This window comes from Saccharospirillum salsuginis, assembly GCF_014651855.1.
GTDB classification, from domain to species: Bacteria; Pseudomonadota; Gammaproteobacteria; order Pseudomonadales; family Natronospirillaceae; genus Saccharospirillum; species Saccharospirillum salsuginis.
Genome location: NZ_BMXR01000007.1, coordinates 40,261 through 56,622, shown reverse-complemented (window position 1 = coordinate 56,622; position 16,362 = coordinate 40,261). Strand labels below are relative to the sequence as shown.

Sequence of the window (16,362 nt, the reverse complement as noted above, 5' to 3'; positions counted from 1 at the left end):
TGGCTTTGATCCGGACAGGCGCGGTTCGAGGCTTTTGGCCTCGAGCCGCGACTTCGGTCACTGTCAGTCGTCGGTTTCCAACGACAGCAGCGTTGCGTTTCCACCCACGGCCGTGGTGTTGATGGTGCGCACCCGTTCGGTGGCGAAACGCTTGATGTAGTTCGGGCCGCCGGCTTTCGGACCGGTTCCGGACAGTCCCCGACCGCCGAACGGCTGCACGCCGACGACGGCACCGATCTGGTTGCGGTTGACGTAGCAGTTGCCGACACGCACACGGGATTCGATGTAGGCGGCCGTCGCTTCGTTGCGGCTGTGAATGCCGAGCGTCAGGCCGTAACCGGTACGGTTGATGTCGGCGATGACGTTGTCCAGTTCGCGCGCTTTGAAACGCAACACGTGCAGGACCGGGCCGAACTGTTCGCGACCGAGTTCATCGATGCTCTCGATGCCGATCGCCACCGGCGCCAGGAAGTGGCCGTTGGCGGCTTCGGTACCGAGTTCCGCTTCGGCCAGAACCCGGCCTTTGCCGCGCCAGCTTTCGACGTAGTCGCTCAGCCCCTGCAGGGCTTCTTCGTCGATCACCGGGCCGCAGTCGGTTTCGTATTTCTGCGGGTTACCGATTTCCACACGGGACAGGGCACCACGAATCAGATCGACCACGCGGTCGGCGATGTCGTCCTGCACGCACAGTACGCGCAACGCTGAACAGCGTTGACCGGCACTGGCGAAAGCGGACTGCATGACATCGGCCACGACCTGTTCCGGCAGAGCGGTCGAATCGACGATCATGGCGTTCTGGCCACCGGTCTCCGCGATGAAGGTCGGCAAGGCGCCTTGGCGTGCCGCCAGCGTGCGATTGATGATGTGTGCGGTTTCAGTGGAACCGGTGAATGCCACACCCAACAGACGTTCGTCGTCCATGATGGCGTTACCGATGGTCGCGCCATCACCCGGAAGGTAATGCAACACGTCCGTCGGGACGCCGGCTTCGTGGAACAATTCGATGGCGCGACCGGCGATCAGAGAGGTTTGCTCGGCCGGCTTGGCCAACACGCCATTGCCGGCGACCAAGGCCGCGCAAATCTGACCGGTGAAAATCGCCAGCGGGAAGTTCCAGGGGCTGATGCACAGGAATACACCCCGGCCTTCGTAATAGTGCTCGTTGCTCTCACCGGTTGGTCCCGGCAACAGCGTCGCTTCATTCATGGTCTCGCGGGCCTGCGAGGCGTAGTAACGACAGAAGTCCACGGCTTCGCGCACTTCGTCGATGCTGTCCTGCAGGGACTTACCGGCTTCCCGGGCACACAAGGCCATCAATTCGGCGGTATGTTCTTCCAGCAGATCGCCGAGACGATCCAGGCAGGCGGCACGCTTGACTGCGGGTGTCTTGTTCCAGTCAAACCAGGCGGCATCGGCCTTGGCCAGCGCATCGCGGGCGTGTTCCGGTTGCGTCCAGTGCACCTGACCGACGGTCTGGCGGGTGTCGTATGGGCTGGTGATGGTTTTCACGACGTCCGTGGCGGTGGACACACCGGCGACCAACGGTTTCATCGACCACTGGCGATCATCGAAGGCGGCTACGTTTTCCAACAGAGGCTCCCGTTCAAAGGCGACATTCAAGTTGTACCCTTGGGAATTACGGCGAACATCGCCGTAAATATCCGAAGGGCGAGGAATTTTCGGGTTGCGGAAGACCGGCCGGCTCTTGGCCAGATCGACGGGTGAGGACACCAGGTCGCCGATCGGCGTTTCGGCGTCCACCAGGCGGTGAACGAACGAAGAGTTGGCGCCGTTTTCGAGCAGCCGACGAACCAGATAGGGCAGCAGATCCTTATGGGCGCCGACGGGCGCGTAAATACGTACCCGGGGTTTCTCTTCACCCAGCAGGGTGTCGTAGAGCGCATCGCCCATGCCATGCAGACGCTGGAATTCGAAATCGATTGAAGGGTTTTCACGCGCCAGTTCGGCGATGCTCGCCACCGTGTGCGCGTTGTGCGTCGCGAACTGCGGATAGATCGCGCCATTGACCTGTTCGCCCATCAAATAGCGGGCGCACACCAGATAGGATACATCGGTGTTTTCCTTACGGGTGAACACCGGGTAATCGGCCAGGCCCAATACCTGGGCGTGCTTCACTTCGGTATCCCAGTAAGCGCCCTTGACCAGGCGAATCGGAATGACATCGCCCTGCTCTTTCGACAACGCCGTCAGGTAACCCAGTACGGCCAGAGCCCGCTTCGAATATGCCTGAATCACCAGACCGAAATTGCCCCAGCCCTTGGCCGCGTCACTGCGATACACTTTTTCAAACAGACGCAATGACAGTTCCAGACGGTCCATTTCCTCGGCATCGATGGTGATGCCCACACCCAGATCACGCGCTTCGCGCACCAATTGGGCGACACGGTCCGCCAGTTCGGTTTGCACCCAGGCGTCGTGGGATTCCTCGTAACGCGGATGCAGGGCCGACAGTTTGATGGAAATGGTTGGTTTCGGCGCATCGCCGGCCCACTCGTCCATGCGTTCGCCGAGAGTGCGAACCGCCTGACGGTAGGATTCGAAATAACGCTGCGCATCCGGGTCGGTAAAGGCCGCTTCGCCCAGCATGTCGAACGAATAGGTGTAGCCCTTCTTGCGATAGGGCTTGCCGTTCTTGATCGCCTCTTTGATCGTGCGGCCCAAAACGAACTGCTTGCCCATGATCCGCATCGCCTGATGCATCGCGGCGCGAATTACCGGCTCACCGGCTCGGTTGATCAACTTCGACAGCAAGTTCGCCGGCGACGTCTCCCGGCTGTCCAGCGAGGTCACCTTGCCGGTCAGCATCAAGCCCCAGGTCGACGCATTCACCAACAGGGAATCGGACTTGCCCATGTGCTCTTTCCAGTCCGCCACCGACAACTTGTCGCGAATCAGGTCGTCCGCCGTGTCCGGATCCGGAACGCGCATCAGCGCTTCCGCCAGACACATCAGGATCACACCCTCTTCGTTGTCCAGACTGTACTGCTGCAACAGTTTATCCACGGCATGGGCCACATCCCCTTCATCGCGGACCTTTTCCACGATGTGTCGCGCCGTCTTCTCGACACGGTCACGACTGTCCGGCGTCGGCTCGGCGAGCTCGACCAGCTGGGACATGTACTCGTCTTCTTCAACCGCATACTGATTGACAATGAATTGGAACCAGTCCGCCGGGGACAGAGTGGCGTAGTCCCCGGAGAACACACGGGAGGCATCAAACTGAGTCATTTCAAACCTGCCTGTTAGTTGTTTTTGGCGCATTGTGCGAAACATACCGGCACAGGAGTGTGACGGCTTGTCAAAATCTTCGGAGTTTTTGCGAAAACGTCCGGCGATTTGTTAAGGGGTTAACATAGTTCAGGTAGGAAAGAGGGTATGGGGATGGGGAATTATAAGGAGCGGATTGGGTGTCAGGCTGGTGTGACGGGGGTTGTTCAGTGTGGAAAAGCGTCCCCCTTACCTATGTATGGGAGAGAGCGCTGTGGTCGCGCACGGAGTGCGCTCCTGCAGGTGTGGCGGGTCGTCCCTGCCGTAAAAGCTCAGAAAGAGCCTTCAATCTCAATGGGCCAGAGGCTTCTGCTTGCGGACCTGACCCGGTGACAGACCGTATTGGTTTTTCACCGCATGGGTCAGGGCGCTTTGGCTGCTAAAGCCGGTTTCCTGGGCGATATCGGCGATGGAATGGGTGGAACACTGGAGCAACCAGACCGCCTGGTCCAGACGATGCTTCATCACATACTGGTAGGGCGTCATCCCCGTCACCTGCCGAAACCGCAGATGGAACTGGCTAACGCTCATGTGGCAGGCCTCGGCCATATCCGCCACCGACACCTTGTCCTGCAGGCGCTGTTTGATCAGATGATCGATGCGGGTGATGTCGAATCGCCCCTGATGGTCCTGTGCCGGCAACGATGCTCCGGTCAGGCGCTGATACAGGCTGTGCAACAACAGGGCACTGACATGCTGCTGCATGTGGGGGTCCGCCCCGTACTGATCAATCTCCCGCGCCATCGCCGACAGCAACTGGGCAAACTGACCGTCCAGACGGAAATAGTAAGGCCGATCGAACAGGCGGCTGAGGATCTCCCGGTCGATGCGTGAATCCACCGCGGTTTCCAGCTCGAAGTCCAGCACCACCATGCGATTGTCGCCCAGCCCCTGGAAGGCATGGCTGCACTCGGTAGGCACCAGGCAGCCGGCACCCAGCATCAGTTGATCACCACCCTTGCCTTCAAGCTCGAAAGCCGCTTCGCCTTCGAAGCCAAGGACCACCTGATGATGCCGATGATTATGCCGATCGCCACTCAGCGGCATTTGAGCCAGACGACTCAATCCACCTAACCACATAGCTCGCTCCCGGTACGCCGACCACCTGCCTGAACAGGACCTGACCTGTCATTATGACACGATCAAACGAATACGATACCCAGCCAGCCCCGGTTTGCCAAGCAACACCGGTCGAACGGTCGGTGCATCCGCACAGCTCGACGCACCGAAATACAGCGAATAAAACCCGCACCGGGCCGCCCTTGCACCGCCCTGGCGCACCCGGGACGTTTCCGCCGCACCCAATGCAGGCACGTACCTTGCTCTTACAAGGGTTCGGACGACGTCAAAAGAGGCACACCAGTGCCCGGACGTCGCGACAGTTCCCTTTCCCAGGCTCAGATAGGCAAGATGAATATATTGGTGATCGATAACCAGCCCGAACGGGCACGGGTTATAGAAGAAGCCCTGACCGCGCTCGACCACGCGGTCGTCATCCGTACGCCCGACCAGACCCGCATACACCAGTTGGTCGCGTCCTTCCAACCGGATGTCGTCATCGTCGACGCCCAGTCGCCGGACCGGGACATGCTTGAGGATGTGGCGCTGACGTCCGATCGCAATCCGAGACCGATTATTTTCTTCGCCGAAGACGACGATTCCGAAGTGATCCGGCAATCCATCGAGGCCGGAGTCAGCGCCTACATTGTCGACGGTCTGCAACCGGAACGGGTCAACACCATCATCAAGGTCGCTATTTCCCGCTTCGAGGCATTCCAGTCGCTGCGTGGCGAATTGGACAAAACCCGGACCGAACTCGCCGACCGCAAGGTCATCGACCGGGCCAAAGGCCTGCTGATGAAGCACCGCGACTGCGACGAGGACGCGGCCTTCAACGCCATGCGCAAGATGGCCATGAACAAGAGTGTGCGACTGGTCGAGATCGCACACGACGTCATCGACCTGTTCGAATCCTGATACCCACTCCGAGGACACCATGACAGACCCCGCCAAGCTGGAAAAACGCACCCTGAACCTCGGCTTTGTCCCCCTGCTGGATGCCGCGCCCCTGATCGTCGCCCACGAACTCGGTTTTTTCCGCGATGCCGGCCTGACCGTCACCCTCCAGCGCGAGGCCAGTTGGGCCAGCCTGCGCGACAAGCTGGTGTTCGGGCTGCTGGATGGCGCCCACATCCTGGCGCCCATGGTGGTGGCCAGCCAGATGCGCATGCCCGGTTCCCGCCCGCTGCCGAAGCTCACCACGGCGTTGGCACTGGGTTACAACGGCAACGCCATCACCCTGTCCAACACCCTGGCCGGGGAGCTGGCCATCGATCTGCCCGCCCGGCCCGGTCCGGTCGGACGTGCTTTGCACACGGCGATCGAACGACGACGAGCCGCCGGCCAGGCCAGGCTGGTGTTCGGCACCGTCTACCCGTTTTCCATGCATACCTACCTGTTACGGCTGTTCCTGAAAGAGTCCGGCATCGATCCGGAAGCAGACGTCGATATTCGCGTTTTACCGCCCCAGGCGATGATCGATGCACTGCGCCGGGGCGACATCGATGGCTATTGCGTCGGCGAGCCTTGGAACACCGGCGCCGACCGGTTGGATGCAGGCCGCATCGCCGTACTCGGCTATGACATCTGGCAAAACGCTCCGGAAAAGGTGCTGGGCGTCAGCGAAGCCTTTGCCCGCGAGGCCCCGAACAGCCACCGCGCCCTGGTGAGCGCTGTGCTGCGGGCCTGCCAATGGCTGGACGAACCGGACCGCATCGCCTCGGTCGCGCATTGGCTGTCCCGGCCACAGTATCTCGACTGCTCGTCCGACTTGTTGCTCACCGCGCTGCAAACGCCCTGGATCGACGGCCTTCCGCGCTGGCGCAAACAGTATTTCCACTACGCGGCTACCTTCCCCTGGCGCAGCCAGGCCGAATGGATGCTCGATCAGATGCTCGACGCCGGCCAGATCCAGACCCTGCCGGGCGACCGGCGTGCTCTGATTGAACGCGCCTACGACACCGCCACCTGGCGGGAAGTTGCGCAAACACTGGCAATCCCGTCACCGACCGAAGACGACAAGCCCGAGAATGCCCGGGACGACCGCCACCCAATCCTGGGTGGCTGACAGCTAAACGATTGGCAAAAAGTGTAGGTTGGATTAGCCGCAGGCGTAATCCAACATTCGTAATTGTGGCTCCCAAACCTATGCGGGCTGATTATGTTGGATTACGCGCTCACGCGCTAATCCAACCTACGTACTCGGGCAACCCCCTCAAATAAGACCCCATTTGGGGTATCGTCTTGGTGCAGCCTCTACTCCTTTAGCGCTCTGCCAGTGCAATGCGACAGGGTCGCAGCGATCGTCTCAATCCCCTCACATCCGATAATCCCCTTTAAAAACAGGGCCTTATATATCAATCGCCGTTATTGGCACGCCCTTCGCACTACCTCTTTAGAGGCATAGGCGCCTACGGGATTCCTCCAGGTGACCGGACAGCGTGCTGTGCCACGAGAATCAGAGGCCGACGACGGCCCTACGGATCGGACCGATCGAGCCCGGCGTCCCCGCGACGGGCTCGCACCGCATACGACCCAACCATCGGTCCGATCGCACACATTCAAGACACCTTGGCAACGGCGCCCTGATCGCGAAAGCGATCGCGGCGCCGTTTTTTTGTGCCCGCGAAAAACCGAACCACGGGAGAGACACCCTGATGACCATGAAGACTGTTAAACACGCCCGCCAGCGCTTTCGTCACTGGTTGGCTACCGGCCTCGCCACAGTGGGATTGTTGACCACCGCTCAGGCCGATGTCGGTTGGCCGGAAAAAGAGGAACTGACCTTTGGTTTTATCAAACTGACGGACATGGCCCCTTTGGCCATCGCCTACGAAAAAGGCTTTTTCGAGGATGAAGGCCTCTACGTCAGCCTGGAAGCCCAGGCCAACTGGAAGGTACTGCTCGACCGGGTCATCACCGGCGAACTGGACGGCGCCCACATGCTCGCCGGCCAACCGCTGGCGGCGACCATCGGTTACGGCACCGAAGCGCACATCATCACGCCCTTCTCAATGGACTTGAACGGCAACGGCATCACGGTGTCGAATGCCATCTGGGAGCAAATGAAAACGCACATCCCGCACGAGAACGGCAAGCCCGTTCATCCAATCAGCGCCAGCACGCTCAAGCCCGTGGTGGAGAGTTTTCACGAACGCGGCGACGCCTTCAAAATGGGCATGGTGTTCCCGGTCAGCACGCACAATTATGAGCTGCGTTATTGGTTGGCCGCCGGCGGTCTGCACCCGGGCTACTACGCTCCGGCGAACGGCGATACCTCCGGCCAGATCGACGCCGACGTCCTGTTGAGTGTCACACCGCCCCCGCAAATGCCATCCACTATGGAAGCCGGCACCATCATGGGCTACTGCGTCGGTGAACCGTGGAACCAGCAGGCCGTGTTCAAGGACATCGGTGTGCCGGTGATCACCGACTACGAGATCTGGAAGAACAACCCGGAAAAGGTGTTCGGCATCACCCGCGAATTCGCCGAGCAATACCCGAACACGACCGTGCGCCTGGTCAAGGCCCTGATCCGCGCCGCCGAATGGCTGGACGCCAACAACAACGCCAACCGTCCCGAGGCGGTCGAGATTCTGGCCAAGCCTTACTATGTCGGTGCGGATTACGAAGTCATCGCCAACTCCATGACCGGCACCTTTGAATACGAGAAAGGCGACACGCGGCCGGTCGAGGATTTCAACGTCTTTTTCCGCTACAACGCCACCTACCCCTACTACTCCGACGCCATCTGGTACCTCACGCAAATGCGCCGCTGGGGCCAGATCGCCGAACCGAAAACCGATGACTGGTACAAGGAAGTCGCCGCCAGCGTTTACCGGCCGGACCTGTATCAGCTCGCCGCCGAGGAACTGATTGCCGAAGGCCTGATGAGCGCCGACCAGTTCCCGGAATTCGACTCCGAGACCGGTTTCAAACCGCCGCAAACCGAATTCATCGACGGCATCACCTACGACGGCACCCGGCCCAACGCCTATCTGGAACAATTCCCGATTGGCCTGAAGGGCGACGACCGCCTGTAACCCGCCTGGAGAAGCACCATGACCTTACAAAGCACCTTCAAACCCGTCGTTCGATTGCGCGAGCACATCGGCGACATCAACCCCAAGGCCTGGCTCTCGGCCGCCCTCCTTCCCATTGTGGGTGTGCTGGTGTTTCTCGGGCTATGGCAACTGGGTGCGGCCCAGGTCGACACCTCCCTGGGGCAATTTCCGGGACCGGCCGTCGTCTACGACCAGGCTCACGCCTTGTGGGACGAACACCGGACCGAACGCGCCAAAGAAGCGGCGTTCTTCGAGCGCCAGGAAGAGCGCAACGCCGCCCGGGTCGCGGACGACCCGACCTATGAACCGCGCATCCGGGATTATCCGGGCAAGCCGACCTTTATCGACCAGATCGGCACCAGCCTGGTTACGGTGTTGGCCGGGTTCATTCTGGCCAGTCTGATCGCGATTCCGGCCGGGATTCTGATCGGCCTGTCGCGTTCGGCCTATCAGGCCGCCAACCCGATCATCCAGGTGTTCAAACCTGTCTCGCCGCTGGCCTGGTTACCGCTGGTGACCATGGTGGTGAGTGCGGTCTATGTGTCGGAAGACCCGATGTTCGAGAAGTCGTTCATCACCTCGATGTTCACGGTGACGCTGTGCTGCCTGTGGCCGACGTTGATCAACACCGCCGTCGGCGTCGCCAACATTGAACAGGACCTGGTCAACGTCAGTCAGGTACTGCGCCTGCCGACGCTGACGCACATCCGCACCATCGTCATCCCGTCCAGCATTCCGATGATGTTCACCGGCTTGCGGGTCTCGCTCGGCATCGCCTGGATGGTGCTGATCGCCGCTGAAATGCTGGCGCAAAACCCCGGCCTCGGCAAATTTGTCTGGGACCAGTTCCAGAACGGCAGCTCCGATTCGCTCGGACGCATCATGGTGGCGGTACTGGTCATCGGTCTGATCGGCTATGGCCTCGACCGCACCATGTTGCAGTTGCAGAAATGGGTGAGCTGGGATAAATCGACCGAGCAGCGGTGACGTTGTTGGACCCAACGTAGGGTGGGCACCGCCCACCATCGAATGAAAACCACCCGCTAACAGGAACAACCGGCACCGATACGTTCTTCCATGGTGGGCAGTGCCCATCCTACGGAACCACAAAACATACTGGAGGCATTTAATATGACTAAACCCCACCTCGAACTCACCGGCGTCGGCATCGATTTCCCGACACCCAAGGGACCTTTCCGCGCCCTCGACACCGTTAACCTGAAAATTCGCGAAGGCGAATTCGTCTCCCTGATCGGTCACTCGGGCTGCGGCAAGAGCACCGTTCTGAACATCGTCGCCGGCCTGCACCAGGCGACCCGGGGCGGCGTCGTACTGGATGGCCGCGAAGTCAACGAACCCGGTCCGGAACGGGCGGTGGTGTTCCAGAATCACAGCCTGCTGCCCTGGTTGACTGCCTGGGAAAACGTCCAGCTCGCGGTCAAGCGCGTCTTTGGCAAAACCATGACCAAGCATGAAATGAAGGACTGGATAACCCACAACCTGGAGCTGGTCCACATGGGGCACGCCATGCACAAACGGCCGAGCGAAATATCCGGCGGCATGAAGCAACGCGTCGGTATCGCCCGCGCGCTGGCCATGCAACCCAAGGTGTTGCTGATGGACGAACCCTTCGGCGCGCTGGACGCCCTCACCCGGGCGCACCTGCAGGATTCGCTGATGGACATCCAGGCGCAACTGGGCAACACCGTCATCATGATCACCCACGACGTCGACGAAGCCGTACTCTTGTCCGACCGCATCGTTATGATGACCAACGGACCGTCCGCCACCATCGGAGAAGTGCTCGACGTGAACCTGGCACGTCCGCGTGACCGCATCGCCCTGGCCGACGACAGCGAGTACAACCGGTTGCGCTCGCAGGTGTTGACGTTCCTGTATGAGAAACAGCGGAAGATTGAGCCGATTGGGTCGCGGAGTACGGCGTCGCCCAAAAAAGCCAGTGAGGTAGCTTAGCATCCGTAGGGTGGGTCGGTCCGACGGTTCGGCTGCCCACCAAGACCTTGGCTCGGATCTATTTCTGTTTCGGTAGGTAGGTTGGATTAGCCGAAGGCGTAATCCAACATTGTGGACATGGGCACCATCACGAATAATAACCTATTTGTTGGATTACGCCTTCGTCTAATCCAACCTACATTTTCCAGTCGTTTGGCTTTTAAGCCAATTACACTTGATTGGTGGGCGGTGCCCACCCTACACGCAGCTTAAGAATCTTTTTCACAACACCTTCCAACCACACCCCCGAAATATCGTCTATTTCGTAGCATTCTTTCAACTAACGACCCAAACGAACTCGATTCAGCCCCGTTTGGCCAATCCTTTGAAAACCAGCAACAAAGCCATCGAACCTGCCCGGCCGGTCCAGTTGAGGTCCGTTCACCAAGCCGTTACCGTGATACGGACACCCACCACCGACGAGGTCCGACCAACACCGGCCATGGCCTACCACAGTTATCTGAACCTGATCTCGAATTACGACCAGGATCGTACCGCCATCGATCAAATGATCGAATCCATTGTCTCCAGTCTGGACAATATCCAACTGCTGACCGACGCCAACGCCCAGCGTCAGGAAGTCGATCACCTCAGCCGCGCCTACCCGTTCATCGAAATGCTGTACAGCCTGGATGCCGAAGGCACCCAGCTGATGGATTCCGCCTACGGCCGACAAGTCACCGAACCCAAACGACGAACCATGGGACGCGGTTCGGACCGCAGCAACCGACCCTATTTTCTGGCCGCGAGTCAAAACCGGCGGAAAATCACCGTGACCGAGCCTTATTTATCGAGCGCGACGCACCGGCTGGCGATCTCGGCCGTGCTCCGGTTCGATCATGACGATGGCACCACGGCCGGTTACCTGGTGCTGAACCTGAACCTGCAGCGACTGATCGCCTACCTCAGCCACGACCAATTGCGCTACCGGTTTCATCCGCTCTTTCAGGCGGTGTACACCTTGATCGGCGCCCTGCTTCTGGTCGTCGCCGGGTTGTTGCTGTGGAGCTCGGGGGAACTGCTGTTCAACATTTTCACCCAGCCGACCAATGTCGCGACCGAGGCGTTCGGCGTAGTGATACTCATCACCCTGGGGCTCGCCATTTTCGATCTGGGAAAGACGATTCTCGAAGAGGAAGTGTTTGTTCACAAAAACATTCATCATCACGGTTCGACTGAACGCACCATCGTACGCTTTATGTCAGCGATCCTGATCGCCGTATCCATCGAGGCCCTGTTGCTGATGTTCAAGTCCCTGCTCGGCAGCACCAATCAGTTGAATCAGGCTGTGTTTATGATGTTATCGGCCGTCGCACTCTTGATCGGTCTCGGTATCTATCGCAAGCTGAGCCAAAAGGAGAGCAACTGACCGGGTACGCTCGTGAAGCAACTGGAATTCTTCGACATCCCCAGCCCCTGCATCGACGTGTGCGAGTCCGGCGCGCGCGGCTACTGCAAGGGCTGCTACCGTTCCCGCGAGGAACGCCAGCACTGGCACCGGCTCGACAACGCCACCAAACGGCAGATTCTGGATGCCTGTAACATGCGTCGCTACCGGCACCAACTCGCTCTGCGCCGCCGGAGCGAGTCCGACGAACCATCGCGCGATCTCCCCGACATCATTCCGCTTCTACCCGACGACTCCTGACCTCACGCCTTGATTTGGCGCAGCCACACCGTCCGTTACATCACCGCGAAACCACGCCATCGGCAGGGCCTGGAAACCGATCAGAAAATCGCCTGCGCGAGAATCATCACGATCCCGGAGACTATGATGTAGCCGCCATCGACGACCAGGGCATAATTCGTCTTTTTGACGAAGGCACCCATGGAGACCACGAACACGGCCATCGCCAGGATCGCCAGCATCGCTGTCATCAAGGCATCCATGGTTGCTGTCAAGCCGATCACGAGTGACAACAAAAACAATCCCACCAACTGGGATACCATGGCGAAGACAGGCATGGACTGAGCCGTTCCCAGTTCCACTCCGGATCCCTCAGCCCATTTTTTGCCAAACAAAAACGGGCCATACCAGGCCCAACCGACCAAAAAGGCGACTACGGTACCGGTACCGACGGCCAACCAACTGACGGCGGAAAAATCTTCCATTGTCTTACCCTCCAACGTTCCCCTGAGTACCGGCACGAGGTTTCATCGCGGCCGACATGATGTTTTAGCGTGGACAAACCATTCTGACGGATTCTGGATCGCTAGTCCGGCGCTTTCAAATACTGACCGCTCACCCAACCCCGGATGCAATATTCCACCTCGACCCAGCCGTCCTCTTTATTCAATGTCCGAACCCGGGTGCCCTGTTCCAGTGGCGCGGCGACAGTCTGAAAACTCGTCGACGGACCCTTGCGGATATTCAACTGGCTGGCATTGACGATAACCTCTTTGGAAGCCGGTTTCGGTGCCGGCGCATCCTGGTCCCGCGTATCGCCGAGCAGTTGGTCGCGGAGTTTATCCAGCGGAAAGGCCGGGCCCGGGTCGACCTTGCGACCCGGCGCGATTTCCTCATGACCGACGATCTCGGTGATGCCATAGTGATCGATCAGCAGTTCACACAATTCGAATACCCGCGCGATTTGCGGTTCGGTGTACGCGTGCCAATAACTCGGTTCACTCTGGTTTCGGTGCCTGCCGTGGAAAACCTCCGACACCGGAAGGTTCTTTCCGAACCAGGTCTGATAAAAGCCGTTGCCGTTATCCGTCAATTGCCCCGCGTTATCGATCTCGATGCCGATGGCGTACTGGTTCAGACCGCTGCGGTCTTTCCAGGTGCTCCTGCCGGCATGCCAGGCTACCCGGTTGAACGGCGCCAACTGATACACCTTGCCGTCGCGTCCGACCACCAGATGCGCCGACGCCTTCGCCGAGGGTTTGCACAAATGCCTGGCCGAACTTTCCGCGCTGCTGCCCGCCGTGAAATGGATCACCAGAGTGTCCGGCAAACCATTGGCGAACTTGCCGCTCATGTTCGGCGTTTTGAAATCGAAACTCAGAAGATCGTCGTCTTTAAGCTGGTGGTTCGCGATTTTCATGTCCATACCCCATCGACTTCCCCGCCCTCAATGCGGGCAGGCGTTAACAGTGACGGAAATCCTGTACGGCTGGATTTTCTTGTTGTGGTATGGGCTATAGGTTTAGCGCAAAAAACCGCGAGCGCAAATACGACAGCGACCGGATACCGGACCGCGAGTCCATCCGGCAATCCGGGCCGCTGCTTTCGCTGGACAGGCCATCCGGGTTTCAGAGAACGACCTCGTTCAGCTTGTCGAGAATCGCGCCCCAACCGGCTTCGTGGTTGTCGCGGGACTCCTCGTTGACGAACGTCACATGGGTCAACTCCACATGCGTGCCCGCGTCCACTTCCTTCAGGTTAATGGTGACGGTCGACCCGTCGGCCGAGAAGGGTGATTCCCAGGTGAACACAATTCTGGTGTGCGGATCCAGTTCCTTGTACTCGCCGCCGTGCGGCAGTTTGTCTTCGCCGGCGGCCATAATGATGCTGAACCGGCCGCCGACACGCGGGTCGGTGTCGGCTTCGGGCACACTCATGCCTTCGCCGGGCAGCATGAAACGGGCCAGCATGGCCGGGTCCAGCCAGGCGTTGTAGACGCGTTCGATCGGGGCCTTGATGGTGCGGGAGACGTTCAGGGAAAGATCAGTCATCGTTGCGGTCCTCTGTCAGCAGGTGGTCCAGTTTTTCCAGCCTCAGTTCCCAGATACTGCGCAGGTTCCGAAACCAGTCGTCGATTCGTTGAATCGGGTCCAGGTTCGCCTCGATCAGGTGATTGCGACCGACCGTCCTACGGCTGACCAGGCCCGCCGCCTCCAGCACCTTGATGTGCTTGCTCACCGCGTTGAGGCTCATGTCGTAATGGTTGGCCAGATCGGTCACGCGCGTGGGGCCCGCCTGAACCAGAGTGGTCAGTAGGCTGCGGCGCGTGGCGTCGCTGGTGGCTTTCAGGATCTCCGAAAGCTGTTGTTCGTCTCGTTGCTCAACCATAAGGTTGAATATAAACCTTCAGCGCCATTATTCAACCTTTTGGTTGATTATTTTGTAACGGTCTGTTCATAAAGAAACAGAAGTCTGCCGGGGCTTTGCTATAGTGAGGCCTTGAACCGGCCCCGCGTCTTCATCAGGGCTATCCACCGCTGAATCAACGCGACTGTATTCTTCCGGGGCCCGCATCCGACAATCATGAAGGAGGCCCTCCGATGAGTCAGGAAACCCTGTTCACGGAAATCACACACGAGCACTGCCCCTATTGCGGCACCCCCATCAATCTGGTCATCGACCCATCCGACGAGCTCGACGAATACGTGGAAGACTGCGAAGCCTGCTGTCAGCCCATGGTGGTGATCACCCAGGGCGACCGTATTCTGGAACTGCGACGCGAAAACGACTGACCCTCGCCCTGTTATTGCACAGACTGACGCCCCCTTTGTACTCCCTTGGTGCAATCCCGCCCGGGTCGATTACGGCCCTTTGGCCCTGCAAGCCCGCCACTGCGCGATTTCCTGAAGTTGGCACGCCCTTAGCAATATAGCACTCAGTCATGGCATATCCCGATTCGGTTCGCCGAGCCGGGTGATGCAATGGCCTTACACTGTGATTTGCGTATCGAGCATTGGCGCTCTGGGGGCAACCCCAGAGCGCTTTTTTTATGCCTGTCGTTTTATCCGGCCAAACCGGCCGGTGAAACGACAGGCCGAGAGAGGATGGCATGGCAACAGAACGACTGCTCATCATCGGCAACGGCATGGCCGCGACCCGCCTGCTTCAGGAACTGGTCAGCCAGGGCTATGCCGGCCGCATCACCGTCGTCGGCGACGAACCGGGCGTGGGGTACAACCGCATTCAACTGACACCCTGGCTGGCTGACGAAGTGGATGAACCCGATCTCGACCTGGTCGATCGCGCCTGGTACGACCGGTCCGGTATCGAATTGATCAGCGCCGATGCTGTGATCGAACTGGACCCGACCGGCTTTGCGCGCACCGCTTCCGGCCGAACGCTTCCATTCGACCGCTGCGTATTCGCCACCGGCGCCCTGCCCCGCCTGCCGGATTGCCCCTACCCGGAGCAACCCGCCATTCGCGCCTTTCGCTCCAAGACGGATGGCCATTGGCTGAAAGACCTGCCGACCGGCCGCGACGTTGTGGTCATCGGCGGCGGCCTGCTGGGCCTCGAAGCCGCCTGGGGCCTGCGCCAACGCGGCCAGAACGTCACCCTGGTACATCGCAACCGCCACCTGATGAATCGACAGCTCTCCGCCGCCACCGCGCGTTACCTTGAAAATGCCTTCCGGGACGCGGGCATCGCGGTGCGGCTACAGGCCTCACTGCAGTCCATTCAGGCCGAACCCGTGCTTCGGGGCGTCACCCTCGACACCGGCGAACACCTGGCCGCGGATGCCCTGATCGCCGCCGCCGGCATTCGGCCCAATACCGATCTGGCCCGACAGGCGGGATTAACCGTCGAGCGCGGCATCGTCGTCGACCACCACCTGCGCACCTCGCACCCGCGTCTGTTCGCCCTTGGTGAATGCGCCGAATTCCAGGGTCGGACCTTCGGGCTGGTTAACCCGGCCTATCAGCAAGCCCGGATACTGGCCGGCGTATTGTGCGGTCAAACCCGCTTCTACGCCGTCGCCGAGGAAAGCACCCGTTTAAAGATCTCCGGTCTGGATGTGGTGTCCATGGGCGACATCGCTCATCCCGACGCCCGCCAGATCACGCTGGACAACCCCCGGCAGCGCCAATGCCGGCGCCTGCATGTCCTGAACGATCGCCTGATCGGCTTTGAGATGGTCGGCACCGTCGACCACGCCGACATTTATCAGGACCTGATCGACCGAGACACCCCGATTCACGACGCCCGTTCTGTCCTGCTCGGACAGGCGGCCGCCGCTTAACGCCACAGGAG

The 16,362-nt window shown here is 59.9% G+C and carries 15 protein-coding genes; 9 read left to right on the top strand and 6 right to left on the bottom strand.

Annotated features, from left to right (window positions below; translation table 11 throughout):
* Positions 1 to 63: 63 nt before the first annotated feature.
* Positions 64 to 3,249 (bottom strand): bifunctional proline dehydrogenase/L-glutamate gamma-semialdehyde dehydrogenase PutA, encoded by a 3,186-nt coding sequence (gene putA / locus IE111_RS14320; protein ID WP_189609923.1) that lies wholly within the window; start codon positions 3,247 to 3,249, stop codon positions 64 to 66.
* 330 nt (positions 3,250 to 3,579) lie between these two features.
* On the bottom strand, positions 3,580 to 4,368 hold the full coding sequence (locus tag IE111_RS14315; protein WP_189609921.1) for a helix-turn-helix domain-containing protein: 789 nt from the start codon (positions 4,366 to 4,368) through the stop codon (positions 3,580 to 3,582).
* 330 nt (positions 4,369 to 4,698) lie between these two features.
* On the opposite strand from IE111_RS14315, the gene IE111_RS14310 reads away from it, so the two are divergent.
* The 7 genes from IE111_RS14310 to IE111_RS24650 all read left to right on the top strand — a co-directional run bounded on the left by IE111_RS14310 (position 4,699) and on the right by IE111_RS24650 (position 12,072).
* Complete coding sequence (locus tag IE111_RS14310) at positions 4,699 to 5,265, top strand: ANTAR domain-containing response regulator (protein WP_189609919.1); 567 nt, start codon at positions 4,699 to 4,701, stop codon at positions 5,263 to 5,265.
* 19 nt (positions 5,266 to 5,284) lie between these two features.
* Complete coding sequence (locus IE111_RS14305) at positions 5,285 to 6,415, top strand: CmpA/NrtA family ABC transporter substrate-binding protein (RefSeq protein WP_189609917.1); 1,131 nt, start codon at positions 5,285 to 5,287, stop codon at positions 6,413 to 6,415.
* Positions 6,416 to 7,010: 595 nt separating this feature from the next.
* Complete coding sequence (locus tag IE111_RS14300; RefSeq protein WP_189610361.1) at positions 7,011 to 8,390, top strand: CmpA/NrtA family ABC transporter substrate-binding protein; 1,380 nt, start codon at positions 7,011 to 7,013, stop codon at positions 8,388 to 8,390.
* 18 nt (positions 8,391 to 8,408) lie between these two features.
* On the top strand, positions 8,409 to 9,398 hold the full coding sequence (locus tag IE111_RS14295; RefSeq protein WP_189609915.1) for an ABC transporter permease: 990 nt from the start codon (positions 8,409 to 8,411) through the stop codon (positions 9,396 to 9,398).
* Positions 9,399 to 9,542: 144 nt separating this feature from the next.
* Complete coding sequence (locus tag IE111_RS14290) at positions 9,543 to 10,385, top strand: ABC transporter ATP-binding protein (RefSeq protein ID WP_189609914.1); 843 nt, start codon at positions 9,543 to 9,545, stop codon at positions 10,383 to 10,385.
* 364 nt (positions 10,386 to 10,749) lie between these two features.
* Positions 10,750 to 11,793, top strand: a complete 1,044-nt coding sequence (locus IE111_RS14285; protein ID WP_229805369.1) for a PDC sensor domain-containing protein — start codon at positions 10,750 to 10,752, stop codon at positions 11,791 to 11,793.
* A gap of 12 nt (positions 11,794 to 11,805) precedes the next feature.
* Entirely contained in the window at positions 11,806 to 12,072 is a 267-nt protein-coding gene (locus IE111_RS24650) for a DUF1289 domain-containing protein (RefSeq protein WP_189609912.1), read from the top strand.
* Positions 12,073 to 12,152: 80 nt separating this feature from the next.
* Here IE111_RS24650 and IE111_RS14275 read toward each other — a convergent pair whose 3' ends face one another.
* The 4 genes from IE111_RS14275 to IE111_RS14260 form a co-directional block, all read right to left on the bottom strand.
* On the bottom strand, positions 12,153 to 12,536 hold the full coding sequence (locus IE111_RS14275; RefSeq protein ID WP_189609910.1) for a DUF1761 domain-containing protein: 384 nt from the start codon (positions 12,534 to 12,536) through the stop codon (positions 12,153 to 12,155).
* Positions 12,537 to 12,637: 101 nt separating this feature from the next.
* Positions 12,638 to 13,471, bottom strand: coding sequence for an N-acetylmuramoyl-L-alanine amidase (locus IE111_RS14270; RefSeq protein WP_189609908.1), 834 nt, complete (start codon positions 13,469 to 13,471; stop codon positions 12,638 to 12,640).
* A 208-nt stretch (positions 13,472 to 13,679) separates the two neighbouring features.
* Positions 13,680 to 14,102, bottom strand: a complete 423-nt coding sequence (locus IE111_RS14265; protein WP_189609906.1) for an SRPBCC family protein — start codon at positions 14,100 to 14,102, stop codon at positions 13,680 to 13,682.
* Positions 14,095 to 14,439, bottom strand: a complete 345-nt coding sequence (locus tag IE111_RS14260) for an ArsR/SmtB family transcription factor (RefSeq protein WP_189609904.1) — start codon at positions 14,437 to 14,439, stop codon at positions 14,095 to 14,097. The genes IE111_RS14265 and IE111_RS14260 overlap by 8 nt, the downstream gene beginning before the upstream one ends.
* 212 nt (positions 14,440 to 14,651) lie before the next feature.
* Here IE111_RS14260 and IE111_RS14255 point away from each other — a divergent pair, with 212 nt between their 5' ends.
* The gene (locus IE111_RS14255) at positions 14,652 to 14,843 is read left to right on the top strand and encodes a zinc ribbon domain-containing protein (RefSeq protein WP_189609903.1); all 192 of its coding nucleotides are present in this window, start codon (positions 14,652 to 14,654) and stop codon (positions 14,841 to 14,843) included.
* Positions 14,844 to 15,160: 317 nt separating this feature from the next.
* Positions 15,161 to 16,351, top strand: a complete 1,191-nt coding sequence (locus IE111_RS14250) for an NAD(P)/FAD-dependent oxidoreductase (RefSeq protein ID WP_189609901.1) — start codon at positions 15,161 to 15,163, stop codon at positions 16,349 to 16,351.
* Positions 16,352 to 16,362: the final 11 nt, after the last annotated feature.